Source organism: Lactobacillus sp. ESL0228 (assembly GCF_003692825.1).
GTDB lineage: Bacteria > Bacillota > Bacilli > Lactobacillales > Lactobacillaceae > Lactobacillus.
Genome location: NZ_REHJ01000007.1, coordinates 16,774 through 33,028, shown reverse-complemented (window position 1 = coordinate 33,028; position 16,255 = coordinate 16,774). Strand labels below are relative to the sequence as shown.

The window sequence follows — 16,255 nt, the reverse complement described above, 5'->3', positions numbered from 1 at the left end:
CCATTTTAAAAATTGGGACGAACCAATTTATATGATAGGGTTTATACGAATTGACTTCTAATAAGAGTTGAATTCACAATAAATAATTTTTACACTTAAGCATTAATATGGCGAAATACTGAAAAATACTTAATTTAAACAATCTGTAGCTTTAAAACCATTAATCTTATCAAATTAAAATGTTAAATTAATTGTAGGAGAAAAAAATGACACAAGAAGAACGACTTTATGAAATCAAACAGCTTTTGAATCAAAAACATCATCTAGTTACCAGAGACTTGGCTTCTTATTTTAATGTTTCCTTCGATACAGCACGGCGTGATATTATACGTTTAACAACAACCGGTCAAGCCATTCGCGTTCACGGTGGTTTAATTTCTGTTAATCATGATGATGTCCCTAACTTTTTGACTAGAAATAAAATTGATTCACCACTTAAGATAAAAATGGCCGAAAAGGCAAAAAGATTTGTTCATCCCAATCAATGTGATTTTATCGGTCCATCAACTACACTAAAAAAATTATGCGAACTCATTAACGGGATTGATGTGCAAATAGTTACTAATTCAATTGATAACACTCTTGAGTTAATGCGTTCAAATCTCCCTCAAGTTCGGTTATTAGGCGGCAAAGTTGATAAAGAACATCGCTTTAATTATTCAGTTACAGCATTAGAATTGTTAAAACGAATGAGCTTCAATACCGCCTTTATCGGAACTTCAAATGTTAAAAGTGATGGGATATACCTTACTAAAATGAGCGATGCTGAACTTATTCGAGTTGCTGCCTCTAGAGCTAAACAAGTAATTGTAATAGCTGAAAAACATAAATTCGATAGTCAGAATACTTCTCCTTATATGACTATTTCTCTTGATCAAGTTGATGTCCTAATTACAGATGTTTCTTTACCGCAAGAAATCAAGAAGCAGTTTTCACCAAAAACTCAAATTATTCCTATTTTGAAAAAGTGATTCTTAAATGTATCTAAGTAATAACAAAAATGATGAACAAGCACTAAACGAAGTTTATCAAATATTAAAGCAATTCTACCAAAGCTTTTTTAGCAATATTTATAATGAGTTAAACATTTTGAAGTACAAGAAATTACGTGACGCAATTGGATTAGTGATATATAAATTTGAAATTCACGATCATCCGCAAGCATATTGTGCAAAACTGGTAATGTTTCTGCAGGCATACGTTACTATTCACCATCTTCACCTATCTTCAGAACAACAGCATCTGCTAAAGCTGCTCAGTAACAAATCCAAAGGTATCAGCCTTAGATTTCTTTATACTGGACCTATTATGGATGATCAACAATTTCTCGATAAATAGTTAACTATAACAAAAAAACAGGCAATTGCCTGTTTTATTTGTCTAAATTAACAAAGGTATTAAATCGCATATATTGATAATGTATTCGCATACTTGAAAACTCAAAAGGCGTTCCATCATCAAGGAAAAAGATTCCTTCCATTACTCCAACAGGCTCAGTTGGCTTAAGTCTTAAACATTTCTGATCCTCAGAACTTGAAGGTTCAACCGTAATATTTAAAAAAGCTTTAGTAACAACCTTATTTTGAGTATCTTCTAAGTAATTAAATAACGAATTTTTTAAGTGTTCTGGTTTCAATTCAGGTACCACTTTAATTGGCAAATATCCTGTTTCAATCAAAAAAGGTTGTTTATTTAACAACCGTAAACGGCGAAACTCATACACAAAATCATTTGGATTTAGAAACAAATCCTGAACTATAGCATCTGATGCCTTAATAACTTTAAAATTAAGCAACTTAATTCCTTGAGTTTTTCCTGGTACCTTCAAACTATCTGTTAAACCCAGATTTGAGCCCTCATAACGAAAAAGCGACTGATTTTTTAAATATAACGGGTTAATAAATGTGCCACTGCCTCTTTTTTTAAAAACAATGCCTTGCTGGGAAAGTAGCTCCATTGCCCTCTTCATGGATGAACGACTGACCTGGTAATGTTCCGCAAGACTTCGCTCATCAGGTAGACGCATTCCATCGTACTTATTCTCTAATATGTTCTGCTTAATATCATGCATCACTGTTCGATAAACAAAATCTGCCATGCTTTACCTCAATTACTTCACTTTTCTAATTGCATCGATTAACCACTCTGCAAAAGCTACTTGATCTACTTGAACTCCGACCTGCGCATTAGCAGGCTTATTAAAGAATTTATCAAAGTCAATCACTGATGCACCATACGCATTGGGACTTTTTGTATCAACAACTACATATGCTGGCTTAAATTCATACATTTGCGGTTTAAGCAGCATTCCAACTGCCAACGCGTCATAAATTTCACGTCCGTTGGTTTCCGTTTTATCATTTAACTTAGATAACAAATGATAGAGCATATCACCCGCACGACCTAGTTTTTTAACTTTTTCCATTGTAGTTTGGGTAACAAAAGCTTGGTGACCAAGTTCTAAGGGTGCCAATAAAATTTTAACATTACTTGAAAAAACAATTTGTGCTGCCTCTGGATCACCTGCAACATTATATTCACTATATGGACCCCAATTTCCTCGACCAATAGCACCACCCATAATTACTAATTGTTCAATTCTTGACAAGTCTTCCGGATATTGCCGAAAGTAAAGTGCATAATCTGTTGCTGGACCAATCTGCACAAGAGTAACTTTTTCTTGACTATTTGCTACAACTTCATGGATAGCTTCAGCTGCTAGCTTAGATTGCAACAAACTTGTATCAGGTTCAGGAAAATCATAGCCATCCATTCCACTTTTACCATGAACATCGGATGCATCAATCAAATTTCGTAGTAAGGGACGGGAAGCACCTGAAACAACGGGGACATTTGTTTTTAAAAAAGTTTCCAATTTCAAGGTATTATTCAAAGTTTTATCCAATGGAACATTACCCCAAGTTGCAGCAATCAATTTAACATCAAGTTCACCAGAAAAAAGCGCAATTGTAATTGCAACAACATCATCGATTCCGGGATCAGTACTAATAATTACAGGTTTTTTAGTCATTTGCTTCTCCTCTTTTAAAAAGTTTATAAAGTTATCATACCAAATCCATCACCTAAATGACGTGAGAATTTAAATACCATTTAATTATTAGTTCTAAATTTTATAGTTATTTAAACAAATCATTTTTTTCGATCCTCAATTTCACCATTTGCATGAGCAATAATTACTTCATCGCACATCTTTAAGAACAAGCCATGTTCTACAACACCGACTGTTTGATCCAAATAACAAGCTAGTCCCTCTGGAATTGGAATCGGATCAACATGTAAATCAATAATAAAGTTTCCATAATGGGTTACAAAACGCTTATTATTTTGCACCCGCCATTCTGGATTTAAGCCCGCATTTTTAAAACGTCTAAAATTTTGTTCACATGAAATTGGTAAAACTTCAACTGGTAAAGCAAAGTCGCCTAACTGTGTACACAATTTAGATTCATCCACAATCCACATTACTTTTTGAGAATTAACAGCTACATTTTTTTCCATTGTTAAGGCGCCGCCACCGCCTTTAATACCATCAAAATTAGCAGCAAACCGATCTGCTCCATCAATTGTCAAATCTAATTGCTCAACATCCGCTAGTTCATCAATTTTGAAGCCCCAACTTTCCATTTGCCCTTTACTTCGACTTGAAGTAGTAACAATGTTAGCTAGTTCTAGTCCTTCTTCTTTTTTACGCCTTCCCAATTCATCAATTAAAAATGCAACTGTTGATCCTGTACCGATACCCAACCGCATTCCAGATTTAACAAAACTTGCCGCCTTGACTGCCGCTTGTTTTTTTAGATTATCTTGTTCTTGTTTATTCACTATACATACCCTCTTTTCTAACCAATTATACCCGTAAATCATTCTTATTATAGCAAAGATTATGATTAATTAAGACACAAAAAAAGACAAGTAACTACTTGTCTTTGATTAAATTCCTATTCTGGATCAATTTCAGGTGCTTGATTAATTTCACCAGACATCATCCAAATCCGTTTTTCAATGTCAGTATGAAAACCTGTCAACATATCATTAGTTGAATAGTCGCCTTCATTATCACTAACTTCAATACCTTTTTCATAAAGTTTGTCAAGATATTTGTATCCGGCAATTATTTTGGCATAGCGCTGATCAATTGTCTCATTCCAGTTGCCCTTTTCATCCTCAATCTTTGTCTTTTCAGCGATTTCACTTAAAGTCGACACAGGCGAACCATCAAGTGTAATTAATCGTTCTGAAACTTGATCTAATTGATCAGCTAACTCATCCATTACCTTATCCAAGTATGGATGCAACTTTAAAAAGCGATTACCACGCATATACCAATGATGTTGATGAACAATCATATGCATCTGAGTTAAGTCAGCAACTAATTGGTTTAAAATTTCTTTAGTTTGAGTATATTTCATTTATGAGCCTCCATGTTAAGTTTATTACTGAACTAATCATAACAAGAAAGCGAACACATTACCAAAATTTGGTTTTATCAAACCTTAACTCATTCTTTGCTTAATCATATTTAAAGCCTCTGTAGCCTTTATAGACGTATCTTCAGAATGATAAATTCGATCTCGAGCGATTGATAAATATATTTTTTGACCATTGACTAATTCTAATTCAAAACCGAATGGATTCAAGTGCATTGAAATAATTCCCATAAAATAAATATGCATCATATCAAAAGGTAATGGAAATGATATCTTCTTAATTTCATTTTTTCCAACAATTCGAACATTCTTAATATCAGCAAGTTTAATGTGCTTTATTGGGGCATTATTACCCAAAAATAATAACTTAAACTTTTGATAGCGATCACCATAATCATAAAATGTTATTTCTTGATCGGAAATCGTGAAGTAATTGAATTCATTCTGCAAAACATTTGGGTAATAAATTAATGTAATAAATAAAAAGACCAAGATCCCCACTAATGCACTCAAAATAACCGTGTGAAAATTCCATCCCAACTCTTCCGAAATCATTAATAGTATTAAGTTAGACAGGTACCCAAAAAACAAACAACAAAATAGAGCAATTAATAACGGACGAAAATTTAATTTTTTACCAAAGGTTAACATATATAACACACTCTCTTTTTTAATAAAGCAATATACTACATTTTGTTAAAATTAAAAAGTCACCTATAAATTATAGGCAACCTCTTAATTTTAAATAACCCTATTCAGCTGTTGCTGCCTGCTCTTTCTTTAATAACACATTATCATAGTGCTTAATGAATGGATACCAAACAAGGAAAGCAACAATTGCACACGCAATTGCCAAAACCCCTCCTTGCCAACTAGCAGTAGCAATAAAACCACCTAAGCCAACAGGTGTAGGCCATGGCTGTTGCAAAATAATTTTTGGCACCAAATGCGAGCTAATTCCCAAATATGCCACAATACCTGAAGCAAGCGGTGCACAAACAAATGGAATCATTAAATCGATATTATATACAATCGGTAATCCGAAAATTAATGGTTCGTTAATATTAAAAATTGCCGGAACAATTTCAACCTTTCCCAATTCCTTTAATTGAGCTGAACGTGCTCCTATTACTAACCAAATAGCAACACCTAACATCGCTCCAGAACCACCGATGGTAATAAATGAGTTGGTGGGATCACCCGCAAAAACGTGGTGAGCACCATGATTATTAGCAACCATATTTGCTAAAACAATTGGAGTATAAAACGAACTGATAATTGTTGCTCCATGAATCCCAAACCACCATAAGAAGTGAATTAGGAAGATGATAATCAAAAAGCCCCACCAAGTATCAGCGATGTCACTGATAAATGAAAATGGAATAAATAATAGTTTAAAGAGATCAGTCCCTGCCATAACGAGTGCAGCATTGATTGCCGCAATAATTACAGCAATACAAAAAGCTGGAATTAAAGCACTAAAAGAGTTAGCAACGCCAGATGGAACTGATGCTGGCATCTTAATTTGCCAGTTATGCTTAATGGTATAGCGATAAATTTGGACAGTCAACCAAGCTACGACTAACCCAATAAAGATCCCAACTGCACCAATCCGATATATACCCGAGGTATTAGCTTCATAACCGCCAGCAACCATCTGAGTTTTACTGAAAACTTGCACGAATTCCATTCGCCCGTTTTTCCAGACCAACTCAGCTACCGTGATAAAGAAAGCCATCAAAAACATCATTAACCCATTCATCGGGACTAAGTTAATTTTTTCCTCATCATGATAAATTTTAGTATACGAATAAGCAAAGGTGCCCGAGAAGACCAAGGCAATAATCCCCATTGTCGCGTTATACACAGATTGGAATAAATTTGAAAACCGGCCAATCGTATTCGCATAAAAGCTTATAAATCCCGGTGTATTAATAATCTGTGGCAACACCGTCAAAATTAAGAAAAACGCTCCAACAATTGAAAACGAGATCACACTGTAACCAGCATCCATAATTGCCCGCACAAATCTTGTTGCCGCAAATTTTCCAGCTGCGGCGGCAATTCGCTCCTTAAGCGGTTTCTTACTTGCTTCTGCCATTTTTAAAACTCCCTTCAATATAGCATATCCTTAATATACTACATATAACTATTGTAATCGCTTTCTTAAAAAATACAAGCAATTATTTAACTTTTTTAAATGTATCAATTGTTTTGATATATCTATCTTTTCCGATTCGAATGTTATGAATTCGTCGCTCACAAACATAAGCCAAAAGTATTCCACCAAAAAGCAATCCTAAAATTAAATAGCGGATATCACTTGTAGTGATAAATGGGAAAAAATTATCATTTATTGGCAAAAAGATAATAATTGCCAGTAAGCAGTTAAAAATAATTTGAATCATTAAATAATGCCGAGTCAGTGGCACATCTGCTTTACGATTGTGCATTTTAGTTAACTGCTCAATTGCAGCCATACCAGATAAAATAGTGTCTATGCCCGCGAAAAGAATACCTAACCATTTTTGATATTGTATTAAAATCAAGAGCCAGATTAAATTAGTGAATAGAAAAACAACAACACTATACCGAATCATCAAATAACGGCTAAAGTACAAATACTTAATATTATCTTCTTGCTTTTTGCGTTCGTAATCTTTTTGTTCTGCCATAGAATATACCTCGCTTTGTCACTAATAACATTATAACGCTATTTTTTTAATCATTTTCATTTTAACTTGATGGATATATCATAATTGGTATAAAATATATTTGTTAGCGCTATCTATAATAGTTATAAAAAGGAGATACTTATGTATTCAGCAAAAATGCCAGAGGGATTTTTATGGGGCGGTGCCGTTGCTGCTCATCAATTAGAAGGTGCTTGGAATGTTGACGGCAAAGGAATGTCAATTGCCGATGTAATGACTGTTGGGTCAGCAACTAAGCCACGTGAAATTACCGATGGCGTCATTGAGGGAAAGAATTACCCAAATCATAGTGCCATAGACTTCTATCATCACTATAAAGAAGATATCAAATTAATGGCAGAGATGGGTTTTAAGGCTTTTAGAACTTCAATCGCTTGGACCAGAATTTTTCCTAATGGTGATGACGAAGAGCCTAATGAAGCAGGTCTGAAATTTTATGACGATTTGTTCGCAACTTGCCATCATTATGGAATTGAACCTGTAGTGACTCTTTCACACTTTGAAATTCCATTCAATTTAGTCAAAAAGTATAATGGTTTTACCAATCGAAAGTTGATTGACTTCTTCATTCGTTTTGCCACCGTTTGTTTCAATCGATACAAAGATAGTGTCAAATACTGGATGACATTTAATGAGATTGATAATCAGTCTGCGTATAATGAAGACTTTTTAATGGTTACAAATTCAGGAATTATTCTTAATAATCTCAGTGAGAAAGAAAAAGAGGCAGCCATGTACCAAGCTGCTCACTATGAATTAGTAGCTTCTGCGTTAGCAGTTAAGGTTGGTCACAAGATCAATCCTAAGTTCGAAATTGGCTGTATGATTAATTATTCACCTGTTCGGCCATTAACGCCATCTTCAGATGATGTTCTCTTGGCAGATAAATTTGAACAACGCCGCGATTGGTTCTCAGATGTCCACGTTTTTGGTGAATATCCTAAAGAAGTTGAAACTTATATTAACAAAAATGGTTATCGGACAGACATTACCGATGAAGATCGAATTGTCTTAAAAGAAGGAACTGTTGACTACGTTGGTTTTAGCTACTACCAAACAACTACTGTTTCCGCGAAAAACGTTGAACCAGATAAATTAAACGATTTATCTAAAGCCATTGCTAAAAATCCAACTTTAGAACGTAGCGATTGGGGTTGGGAAATTGATCCAGAAGGTTTAAGAATTGCCTTAAATCATTTAACAGATCGTTATCATAAGCCATTATTCATCGTTGAAAATGGTCTTGGTGCATACGATAAAGTTGAAGCAGATGGCTCTATTCATGATGATTACCGCGTTGATTATTTGAGAAAACATATTTCTGAAATGGAAAAAGCCGTAGAAATTGATGGGGTTGACTTAATGGGTTATCTTCCTTGGGGACCTATTGATCTTGTTTCTGCAGGTACTGGTCAAATGGATAAACGTTATGGCTTTATCTACGTAGATAAGAATGATGCAGGTGAAGGAGACCTGAGTCGTTCACGTAAAGATTCCTTTGCTTGGTACAAAAAAGTTATTACTACTAATGGCTTAGATTTAGATTAATTACCAGCAATTCAACCAAAGAAGACTCACAATTTTTTGCGAATGCAACAGGAGATAATTTTCTTTATTTGAAAATTATCTCCTGTTTTTTTATTTAATGATGAGTTATTTAAATAATACAGTTAATGGTTTAAAACTACATAAACCTATTAATTTTGGCTCATCCTATTGATAGATATCTTAATCTAGTTTCTATGATTATTCTATATAATAGGTTTCTCTAGGCAAAAAAGAGGTCCTAAGCCCTCAACAATAAAATTCATTGACTCTACTCTTCAAATCTATTTAGGAGTTTGCTTCTATCCTCTCTTTAATTGTATTGAACTTTTGCTCAACATTAAAAACCTTAACCTCGCAGTTACTAATTAGGTTGCCGAAACTGTTAACAGCATTGCAATAAATGTAATCTAATCGCCCATGGTCATTCGACTCACGTTTGGCACAATCACAATGACCAAGTTTTATTGTTTGTATTTGATTTATTGGTCTAATTGTGAAATTAAAACTGAAAATAGGGCGCTTACACCTTTGTATATATTATTTGCCAAAAACCATGTTGCCTGAAGCCCAAATAATATAAAAAAACAAAATAACACAAATAATTAGAGCTAATAACTCACCTAAAAGCATACTTATAATAAAAAGAATATGTTGGCGTTGAAAAAATGTCGTAAATAAGTCCCCTAAAGTTAGCCAATGAAAGCCTAAAACACCAACGCTTAAATCCATAAGCTTGAAAAGCGGTAAGATTAAAACTAGCAAGAGTTCGCATAGTGAAATAATCCGTACAACTTTATAGGCATGATCTGTTAACAGCTGTTCTCTCATTGTAGGCTTGTTTTTTGTCATTATTATTGTTAGCTCCAATCTTTATATTGCCAAGATCTAACCTTAAATATTCCCCAAATATTGTTTTAATTATATTTTTGGCATTTGCATATGTTTTCATGACTTACCTTTCAGTAAAATAAAGTTTATCTACTTTCCAATAGAAGTTATTTTCTTTTTTCATATCAACCCCTATTGCTTTTCCTTTGATTTCTGTACCATACAAATAAATATTTTTATCTCCACCTTGGTAATCAGAAGTATTTTTGCAAGAATCATTTTTATTAAGATGTACTAAAAATAAATATATTTTTTTATTATCTGATACTTTTTTCATTTCTTTAATATCGTGATTTTTAATCATTGCATTAATTTGATAATCTAATTCATAAGAGATATAAGTTTCAGAACAAAAAATATATATTCCTAATAATATAATTATTGTAATCACAATATAAGTTAATTTATGACTATTATTTATCAGGATCACCACCAGTTAGAGCATATCTCTTTTATTTATAATGAAAGCAAGTTTTGGAATTTAGTATATAATAAAAAATCATTTTTTACAATTAGTTTAGTAGGTAGTATGTGAAGCGTTAAAACAGAGTATAATTACATTGATTGCTAAAAAAGCAATGTGTTTTAGTAATTAATAATTCAAAAATACTGAAGTAACCAACTGCCAAGTACAGGAAATTAAAATATTTATAAATATTTACATCATTTGACAAAGAGCTTTAATTTGACACACAAAAAAAACGAAGTCGTAAAAACTTCGCTTTTTAACTTTTATTCAACGTTTTTATTTTAATACATCCGCTTTATACAATTTTTCATATAAGTCGACCATTTCACCAGCCAAGTCTCTAAAAGTAATTGCGTTCATCAAATGATCCTGTGAATGAACAACTAACAAAGTAACCTGCGTATGATTGCCTTGCGCTTCTTGCGTTAACATCGCAGTTTGAGAATTATGAGCTTCAGTTAATGAATCATCTGCTTCCTTTAATTTAGCACGTGCGCCATCAATGTCGCCCTTTTTGGCTAATCTAATAGCTTCAAAAGCCAGACTCTTCGCATTGCCACCATTTGCAATCAGCCCCATAGCTGCTTGCAAAGTTTCCTGTTCTTTTTGTTCAGCTGTCTTTTGTTCTGCCATCATAATCCCCCAATTAGCCGTTAATTAAATCTTGAGCTTGTTGCAAAACCTTCTTGCCATCCATCATGCCATAGGCTTGCATATTGATAACACCAAGAGGAATATCTTTTCCGTCCTTACCTTTGCCCTTAACTTTATTAGCAAAATCATCTTTCATATAACTGACTTGCGGTCCCAGCAAGACACAATCAATTTCTTCTTGATCAAGATGCTGTGAAGCTTCTGAAGCTGGACAAGCAAAAATTTTAACATCAAGTCCTTGCTCCTCAGCAGCTTGTTGCATCTTAGTTACCAATAAAGACGTACTCATACCAGCACTGCAATTTAGCATAATTGTTTGTTCTGCCATAATAATATTTCCTCCTAAATGTATCATAAGTTTATTCTATTATATCACTTATATCACTTTTTTGGATAGCGCTTTCCATTTTTTTGATGATTAGTGCAATTATTTCTCAGCTCCGAATTACGCCCAGCTAGATATAAAAATTTAAAATGGATGAACGAGACCTGTAATTCCTATCCCTAATAAAATAATACCGAAAAAGAAAGAATAACCTATTGCTGCTAAAGAGAATCCATTGTCCGTCCCCTTGTGTAAAATACCATTCGTGTACCGTACAGCATTAACAAGCTCATATACTGATAAACAAATAAATATAATTCCTACCATTCTACTAAAAATAAGACTATTAAAAAAGTTATTCATAAATATTACCTTCTCTCAATATTAAAAATCAGACGTAATCTTAAATGCGTCTTTTCATTTATTATTGTATATAATACCACATTTTTTAAATTATAGAACTTACCACAGTTTCAGAAACATAATTTCTTTTAGAAGCTGTAATAAAACAATGTGTTCATACCACATCAATAAAATATTTAACTGGCATTAAATTATAGTTAGTAACTATTCCTCTTTGTTTTTAAAATTATCTATTTCCCATATTATGATATATAAATCGATTTCAAACAAAAAATTTGTATTAACGTACTTATTGGCAATTCTTGATAAAGTAAAGTAAAATGTTATTTGATAAAAAGGAGTGTCTCAATGTCTCAACTTAAAAAACCTGTCGTAATCGGTATTACCGGCGGTTCAGGTAGTGGAAAAACTACCATTGCTCATAAAATTGTCGAACAGATGCAAGAAAATGAACATGTTTTAATTATGACACAAGATTCATATTATAAAGATAATACAGGGATTCCAATGAGTGCTAGACTCAATATTAATTATGATCATCCTAATGCTTTTGATATCCCGCTATTATCGAAACAATTACGCAGCTTACTTAATTATGAAGCTATTGAAATGCCTGTATATGATTTTAAAGAACATACCAGAAGCAAGGAAACCATTCATACTGATCCGGTTGATATTATTATTTTGGAAGGGATTTTGGTTCTATCTAACGAAGAAATACGTAATTTAATGGATATTAAAGTTTACGTTGACACTGATGATGATATTCGTTTCATCCGCCGATTGCAACGTGATCTTCAAGAACGTGGTAGATCAATTGAATCTGTTATTGAGCAGTATTTAGGAACAGTTAAGCCGATGTATCATCAGTTCATTGAGCCTACAAAGCGTTATGCGGATATCATTATTCCAGAAGGCGGAGACAATGATGTAGCCATTGACATGTTAACAACTAAAGTTCATTCAATTTTAAGTAAGGATATCAAATAAAAAACGAGAGCAAATTTTCTCTCGTTTTTATTTGTAATTAAACATTTAATCGACTTTTGGCTTTAACGCACGGTCAAACAAATTGGTAATTAGCTTAACTAAAACACCATCAAAAACAATTGATGAAATTAAATTGGTAATAAACATAACCAGTTGAAGCTGAAAACTGAACTTATTCCAGCCATATATTATATAAGAAGATATAAAGCAAGCCAAACCCGCAAACACTGCCCCTGTCAGTACACTTGTCCATGAGAATCTTTGATAACGACTTTTTTTAGGGAAAAAGCCTATTTCATTCGTTGCACCTTGCAGTATTCCGGAAATTAGTGTCATTGCACCCCATTGTCCGCCAATAGCCATTTCTACAATTGCAGACAATAATTCACCAATTGTTCCTGAACCAGGTGCTGGAACAAAATAAATTGCTAACGGTGCAGCTATTAACCATAATCCAGTAAAAACAGTATCCGTCACAGGCGCAAAGCCAGTTGGAATTAATATTAACTTAATTAAATTGTATGCCCAGTTAAAACCATAAGTATAAACCACACCCATAATTATTCCAATGAGTGCGATTAAAATGATTGACTTAACATTCCATTTCGATGATCTTGTAAACATAAAAAATACTCCTATAACTTGAGTCAATAGGAGTACACGTTAAATTTTTTCTTTAACACTTCCCTAGCGCAGGTATTATCCCGTTCAGGTTCAGAGGGTATTTCTCAGCTATGTGGCACCCCTAGTGACTTACTATAATTTATTAAAGTATAACATAAAGAATATTATTTCACCAAATTAATTCTAGAATTTAGTAAAACTATTCAGTTTTTCTTTAGTCATATCGCGAATAATTGCAACAGCTAAATCTACTGAAGCTTTAAAATCATGATATGAACTAAAACAATATGGTGAATGCTCATATCGAACTGGAATTCCAATAACAATTGTAGGCGCACCATTTTCATAGTAAATGGCTGCACCATCTTGTCCCCCACCAGTCCGAACAGAACGTGTATATGGTAAGTGATTCTTATCAGCTAAATCACAAGCATACTGTTGGAATTTAGGATTCGGTAAAAATGTAGTATCCATATCCCTTAACATCGGTCCACGATTAAGACCGGTTTGTGACAACCATTCAGGGGTAAAAGTATCATCGGCTGGGCAAGATTCAAGCACAATTGCTAAATCAGGTTTGACTGCTCGCGCAGTCACATAAGCACCACGAAGTCCAACTTCTTCTTGACTAGAAAGAGCTGCGACTACATTAAAGTTAGTTTCTTCTTCTTTTAAAATTTCAAGAACATCTGCCATTGCTGCTGCACCAAAACGATCATCAAAATCTTTACCAAAGAATAATCCCGTTTTTTCGTTATACTCACATTTTACATCAACAAAAATTGGACAACCCGTATCAATTTTAAAATCATTGATGGTCTCTTCACGCGAACATGAACCAACATCAATTGACATATCAGCAACATCTGGAACATTATTCCTTTCTGCTTCAGTCATAAAATGTGGTGGCTTTGTTGCAACAACGCCGGGAATATATTCGCCATCTTTATTTCTAATTTTTACTCGCAATGCTGGTATATTATATTTTACCCATCCACCTAGGGGAACAAATTTAATCATTCCATTTGGTCTGACTGCCTGAGTAATGAAACCAACAGCATCCGAATGAGCATCTAACTGAATTACTGGCCGTCCAGCTTGATTTTCTTTCTTAGCAGCGTATACATTAAGCATACCATCAACTTTGATATCAGCAAAATCTTTGACAGTTTGCGTGAACAATTTAACAAATTCTTCTTCAAAGCCTGACGTCGCATTTGCATCCGCAAAGGCTTTAAGCATTTTTATTTCTTTTTCTTTTTTCATTTAAATGCCTTCTCTTTAATTTAATATCTTTCTTCATTGTAACAAAAACTTTAGGAATAACTCTATAAATTTGAGTTAATATCCAGTTAATCCTACTATTTTTATTTAATATAATAATTTTGTCCGTAATTTAGACAACTATTGACAAAAAAAGTTTAAAACAGTCTGCTTTTTTAACCATAAAATGATATAATCGATACTATTAGTAATTCAAAAATTTTAAGGTAAAGGGTAAATCAATGCCGAAAAACGACAATATTAACAGTATTATTGACCATCAGTTGTTTACCGAAAACGACATTCATAAAATGTGCGTTAAACTAGGCAAACAGCTAACTGAAGATTATGCGGGAAAAAATCCTCTTATTGTAGGTGCACTTAAAGGCGCAATATTCTTTTTAACCGACCTGGTACGAGAAATGGATGTTAAAGAAGAAATTGACTTTCTTGATGTTTCCAGTTATGGCAATGGGTTTGAATCTTCTGGAAAAGTTAAGTTGATTTCAGATCTTACGACTGATGTCAATGGTCGCGATGTACTTATCGTCGAAGATATTGTTGATACTGGTCTTACTTTAAAGTATATGAAGAATTTGCTCAAAGAACGAGGCGCCAAAAGTGTCAAATGCTGCGTACTACTTAATAAAGAAACTAACAGACGAACCGATGTTGATATTGAATATTATGGTTCAAAAGTAGGCAATGAATTTGTTGTTGGTTATGGACTAGATTTTATGAATGCCTACCGCAATCTTCGCTACATTGGTGTACTTAAGCCTGAAATCATTGGACGCGTTACCAATAAATAAAATAATCAAATAAAAAGAAGACTGTTAAGTTAACCCTCTAGATGGATTTTGGTCCAATCTAGAGGGTTAATTTTATTTTGGCTAGTTATGGTAGATTCTTTCGTAAAACTATAATTGTCAGCCGCATTTAAAGCGGAGGCTTGATATTTAGAAGGGAAGTCTTGTTTTGCAAGATTTCTTTTTCTTTACAGCTATATTGTGTCATGAATAGCATATTAGTTTAAGGTCCAAGTCCTTGATTTCTAAGTTATTTTTATTGTTTAATTAAAGATTTAAACTTATCAAAATTTTTCTTTTTGCTCAATACTATATTCGGTAGTATTGAACAAATTCTTCAAGAGACAATACTACAACAAAGTATTACAATGGAATCTAATAGGGCAACAATAATTTCAGTCAGTAATGCACTTGATGCGGGTGTTTCTGTAATTGTTTTGTCAATTAATGGTTATATATCAGATAATTTTGGAATTGGTAGTGCTTAAATTTTTTTAGCAACTTTAGGGATAGTTTTATTTGGAATAAGCTATTTGTTAAATAGAAAGGCAGTAAGAGTTAATGGAGCATAACATTACATTAGATAAGTACGTGGATTCTAGAGGTAGAGTGAAAATTTGGCCGGGAAAAGAAAAAAATCGATTACTTGTCTTATCTTATTTAGCGACTAAATTTGAGCCTGAAAAGAAATACTCTGAACAGGATGTAAATCTCATTTTAATGGGACTTATAGATAATTATGTTACAAGAAGACGTGATTTAATAGAATATAACTTTTTGAATAGAACGGATGACGGTAGATTATATTGGAGAAGTAAATAAATTATTTGAAAAGTAGTACTTTTGAAATGAACACCAAAAGCCTGCTTTTTCTATCGCCTTGTGATAATAGAAAGATTAATAAACGATTTCAATTTTTTTCTATATCGTATGAAGGTTGCGCGATTGATACCAGTTAATTTTGCTACCCTGGTGTCGGTCATATCACTCTTATAAAGTCTAAAAACGTGTTGCAATTGTGGACTATCTTTAGAATATTTAGGCTTACGCTCATGATAGCGACCTTCTGCTTTAGCTATCTATTTCGATACCTTGACGTTGGCGCTCCTTAATTCGTTCATGATCACTTTCTGCCTGATATTTATATACTCAAGAATAAG

At 33.3% G+C, this 16,255-nt stretch carries 21 protein-coding genes and 1 riboswitch; of the genes, 7 read left to right on the top strand and 14 right to left on the bottom strand.

What is annotated here, in order from left to right:
- Window positions 1-206: 206 nt before the first annotated feature.
- Both F5ESL0228_RS02020 and F5ESL0228_RS02015 read left to right on the top strand, forming a co-directional pair.
- On the top strand, window positions 207-971 hold the full coding sequence (locus F5ESL0228_RS02020) for a DeoR/GlpR family DNA-binding transcription regulator (RefSeq protein WP_122022688.1): 765 nt from the start codon (window positions 207-209) through the stop codon (window positions 969-971).
- 7 nt (window positions 972-978) lie between these two features.
- Window positions 979-1,338: a bacteriocin immunity protein gene (locus tag F5ESL0228_RS02015; protein WP_122022687.1), complete on the top strand. Its 360-nt coding sequence runs from the start codon at window positions 979-981 to the stop codon at window positions 1,336-1,338.
- A gap of 34 nt (window positions 1,339-1,372) precedes the next feature.
- Here the strand turns inward: F5ESL0228_RS02015 and F5ESL0228_RS02010 are convergent, their stop codons facing one another.
- From F5ESL0228_RS02010 to F5ESL0228_RS01980, 7 genes are all read right to left on the bottom strand, one after another.
- Complete coding sequence (locus tag F5ESL0228_RS02010) at window positions 1,373-2,098, bottom strand: GntR family transcriptional regulator (RefSeq protein ID WP_122017857.1); 726 nt, start codon at window positions 2,096-2,098, stop codon at window positions 1,373-1,375.
- Between the two features lie 12 nt (window positions 2,099-2,110).
- Window positions 2,111-3,031 carry a nucleoside hydrolase gene (locus F5ESL0228_RS02005; RefSeq protein ID WP_122022686.1) on the bottom strand — a complete coding sequence of 307 codons (921 nt, stop codon included), beginning with the start codon at window positions 3,029-3,031 and terminating at the stop codon, window positions 2,111-2,113.
- A gap of 119 nt (window positions 3,032-3,150) precedes the next feature.
- Entirely contained in the window at window positions 3,151-3,843 is a 693-nt protein-coding gene (gene rpiA, locus F5ESL0228_RS02000; protein ID WP_122022685.1) for a ribose-5-phosphate isomerase RpiA, read from the bottom strand.
- A gap of 116 nt (window positions 3,844-3,959) precedes the next feature.
- Entirely contained in the window at window positions 3,960-4,430 is a 471-nt protein-coding gene (locus F5ESL0228_RS01995) for a DNA starvation/stationary phase protection protein (RefSeq protein WP_122017854.1), read from the bottom strand.
- Window positions 4,431-4,514: 84 nt separating this feature from the next.
- Window positions 4,515-5,099, bottom strand: a complete 585-nt coding sequence (locus F5ESL0228_RS01990) for a hypothetical protein (RefSeq protein WP_122022684.1) — start codon at window positions 5,097-5,099, stop codon at window positions 4,515-4,517.
- A gap of 100 nt (window positions 5,100-5,199) precedes the next feature.
- Window positions 5,200-6,549 carry a PTS cellobiose transporter subunit IIC gene (celB, locus tag F5ESL0228_RS01985; RefSeq protein ID WP_122022683.1) on the bottom strand — a complete coding sequence of 450 codons (1,350 nt, stop codon included), beginning with the start codon at window positions 6,547-6,549 and terminating at the stop codon, window positions 5,200-5,202.
- 82 nt (window positions 6,550-6,631) lie between these two features.
- Complete coding sequence (locus F5ESL0228_RS01980) at window positions 6,632-7,123, bottom strand: PTS cellobiose transporter subunit IIA (RefSeq protein ID WP_122017851.1); 492 nt, start codon at window positions 7,121-7,123, stop codon at window positions 6,632-6,634.
- Window positions 7,124-7,264: 141 nt separating this feature from the next.
- Between F5ESL0228_RS01980 and F5ESL0228_RS01975 the strand changes: the two genes are divergently transcribed.
- Window positions 7,265-8,710, top strand: a complete 1,446-nt coding sequence (locus F5ESL0228_RS01975; RefSeq protein ID WP_122017850.1) for a 6-phospho-beta-glucosidase — start codon at window positions 7,265-7,267, stop codon at window positions 8,708-8,710.
- A 537-nt stretch (window positions 8,711-9,247) separates the two neighbouring features.
- Here F5ESL0228_RS01975 and F5ESL0228_RS01970 read toward each other — a convergent pair.
- From F5ESL0228_RS01970 to F5ESL0228_RS01955, 4 genes are all read right to left on the bottom strand, one after another.
- Entirely contained in the window at window positions 9,248-9,559 is a 312-nt protein-coding gene (locus tag F5ESL0228_RS01970; protein ID WP_122017849.1) for a hypothetical protein, read from the bottom strand.
- Between the two features lie 103 nt (window positions 9,560-9,662).
- The gene (locus F5ESL0228_RS08395; RefSeq protein ID WP_158593347.1) at window positions 9,663-9,875 is read right to left on the bottom strand and encodes a hypothetical protein; all 213 of its coding nucleotides are present in this window, start codon (window positions 9,873-9,875) and stop codon (window positions 9,663-9,665) included.
- A 468-nt stretch (window positions 9,876-10,343) separates the two neighbouring features.
- Window positions 10,344-10,703, bottom strand: a complete 360-nt coding sequence (locus F5ESL0228_RS01960) for a PTS lactose/cellobiose transporter subunit IIA (RefSeq protein ID WP_122017847.1) — start codon at window positions 10,701-10,703, stop codon at window positions 10,344-10,346.
- A 10-nt stretch (window positions 10,704-10,713) separates the two neighbouring features.
- Window positions 10,714-11,049: a PTS sugar transporter subunit IIB gene (locus F5ESL0228_RS01955; protein ID WP_122017846.1), complete on the bottom strand. Its 336-nt coding sequence runs from the start codon at window positions 11,047-11,049 to the stop codon at window positions 10,714-10,716.
- 708 nt (window positions 11,050-11,757) lie between these two features.
- Between F5ESL0228_RS01955 and udk the strand changes: the two genes are divergently transcribed.
- The gene (gene udk, locus F5ESL0228_RS01945; RefSeq protein ID WP_122017844.1) at window positions 11,758-12,399 is read left to right on the top strand and encodes a uridine kinase; all 642 of its coding nucleotides are present in this window, start codon (window positions 11,758-11,760) and stop codon (window positions 12,397-12,399) included.
- Between the two features lie 45 nt (window positions 12,400-12,444).
- On the opposite strand, the gene F5ESL0228_RS01940 is transcribed toward udk, so the two are convergent.
- Both F5ESL0228_RS01940 and F5ESL0228_RS01935 read right to left on the bottom strand, forming a co-directional pair.
- Entirely contained in the window at window positions 12,445-13,023 is a 579-nt protein-coding gene (locus tag F5ESL0228_RS01940; protein ID WP_122017843.1) for an ECF transporter S component, read from the bottom strand.
- A 43-nt stretch (window positions 13,024-13,066) separates the two neighbouring features.
- A riboswitch (TPP riboswitch) is annotated at window positions 13,067-13,156 on the bottom strand.
- Window positions 13,157-13,206: 50 nt separating this feature from the next.
- Complete coding sequence (locus F5ESL0228_RS01935; protein WP_122017842.1) at window positions 13,207-14,289, bottom strand: M42 family metallopeptidase; 1,083 nt, start codon at window positions 14,287-14,289, stop codon at window positions 13,207-13,209.
- 239 nt (window positions 14,290-14,528) lie between these two features.
- Between F5ESL0228_RS01935 and hpt the strand changes: the two genes are divergently transcribed.
- The 3 genes from hpt to F5ESL0228_RS01925 all read left to right on the top strand — a co-directional run bounded on the left by hpt (window position 14,529) and on the right by F5ESL0228_RS01925 (window position 15,917).
- The gene (gene hpt / locus F5ESL0228_RS01930; RefSeq protein WP_122017841.1) at window positions 14,529-15,098 is read left to right on the top strand and encodes a hypoxanthine phosphoribosyltransferase; all 570 of its coding nucleotides are present in this window, start codon (window positions 14,529-14,531) and stop codon (window positions 15,096-15,098) included.
- A gap of 296 nt (window positions 15,099-15,394) precedes the next feature.
- A complete protein-coding gene (locus tag F5ESL0228_RS08230) occupies window positions 15,395-15,583 on the top strand; it encodes a hypothetical protein (RefSeq protein WP_147441415.1) in 189 nt (62 codons plus the stop codon).
- Between the two features lie 121 nt (window positions 15,584-15,704).
- On the top strand, window positions 15,705-15,917 hold the full coding sequence (locus F5ESL0228_RS01925) for a DUF2087 domain-containing protein (RefSeq protein ID WP_158592467.1): 213 nt from the start codon (window positions 15,705-15,707) through the stop codon (window positions 15,915-15,917).
- Between the two features lie 50 nt (window positions 15,918-15,967).
- Here the strand turns inward: F5ESL0228_RS01925 and F5ESL0228_RS08580 are convergent, their stop codons facing one another.
- Window positions 15,968-16,174, bottom strand: coding sequence for a helix-turn-helix domain-containing protein (locus F5ESL0228_RS08580; protein ID WP_369916838.1), 207 nt, complete (start codon window positions 16,172-16,174; stop codon window positions 15,968-15,970).
- Between the last annotated feature and the right edge of the window lie 81 nt (window positions 16,175-16,255).

Bases quoted from the DNA above. Each gene is read 5' to 3' on its own strand.
- F5ESL0228_RS02020 (WP_122022688.1), top strand. From the start codon at position 207: ATGACACAAGAAGAACGACTTTATGAAATCAAACAGCTTTTGAATCAA.
- F5ESL0228_RS02015 (WP_122022687.1), top strand. From the start codon at position 979: ATGTATCTAAGTAATAACAAAAATGATGAACAAGCACTAAACGAAGTT.
- F5ESL0228_RS02010 (WP_122017857.1), bottom strand. From the start codon at position 2,098: ATGGCAGATTTTGTTTATCGAACAGTGATGCATGATATTAAGCAGAAC.
- F5ESL0228_RS02005 (WP_122022686.1), bottom strand. From the start codon at position 3,031: ATGACTAAAAAACCTGTAATTATTAGTACTGATCCCGGAATCGATGAT.
- F5ESL0228_RS01995 (WP_122017854.1), bottom strand. From the start codon at position 4,430: ATGAAATATACTCAAACTAAAGAAATTTTAAACCAATTAGTTGCTGAC.
- F5ESL0228_RS01990 (WP_122022684.1), bottom strand. From the start codon at position 5,099: ATGTTAACCTTTGGTAAAAAATTAAATTTTCGTCCGTTATTAATTGCT.
- celB (WP_122022683.1), bottom strand. From the start codon at position 6,549: ATGGCAGAAGCAAGTAAGAAACCGCTTAAGGAGCGAATTGCCGCCGCA.
- F5ESL0228_RS01980 (WP_122017851.1), bottom strand. From the start codon at position 7,123: ATGGCAGAACAAAAAGATTACGAACGCAAAAAGCAAGAAGATAATATT.
- F5ESL0228_RS01975 (WP_122017850.1), top strand. From the start codon at position 7,265: ATGTATTCAGCAAAAATGCCAGAGGGATTTTTATGGGGCGGTGCCGTT.
- F5ESL0228_RS01970 (WP_122017849.1), bottom strand. From the start codon at position 9,559: ATGACAAAAAACAAGCCTACAATGAGAGAACAGCTGTTAACAGATCAT.
- F5ESL0228_RS08395 (WP_158593347.1), bottom strand. From the start codon at position 9,875: ATGAAAAAAGTATCAGATAATAAAAAAATATATTTATTTTTAGTACAT.
- F5ESL0228_RS01960 (WP_122017847.1), bottom strand. From the start codon at position 10,703: ATGATGGCAGAACAAAAGACAGCTGAACAAAAAGAACAGGAAACTTTG.
- F5ESL0228_RS01955 (WP_122017846.1), bottom strand. From the start codon at position 11,049: ATGGCAGAACAAACAATTATGCTAAATTGCAGTGCTGGTATGAGTACG.
- udk (WP_122017844.1), top strand. From the start codon at position 11,758: ATGTCTCAACTTAAAAAACCTGTCGTAATCGGTATTACCGGCGGTTCA.
- F5ESL0228_RS01940 (WP_122017843.1), bottom strand. From the start codon at position 13,023: ATGTTTACAAGATCATCGAAATGGAATGTTAAGTCAATCATTTTAATC.
- F5ESL0228_RS01935 (WP_122017842.1), bottom strand. From the start codon at position 14,289: ATGAAAAAAGAAAAAGAAATAAAAATGCTTAAAGCCTTTGCGGATGCA.
- hpt (WP_122017841.1), top strand. From the start codon at position 14,529: ATGCCGAAAAACGACAATATTAACAGTATTATTGACCATCAGTTGTTT.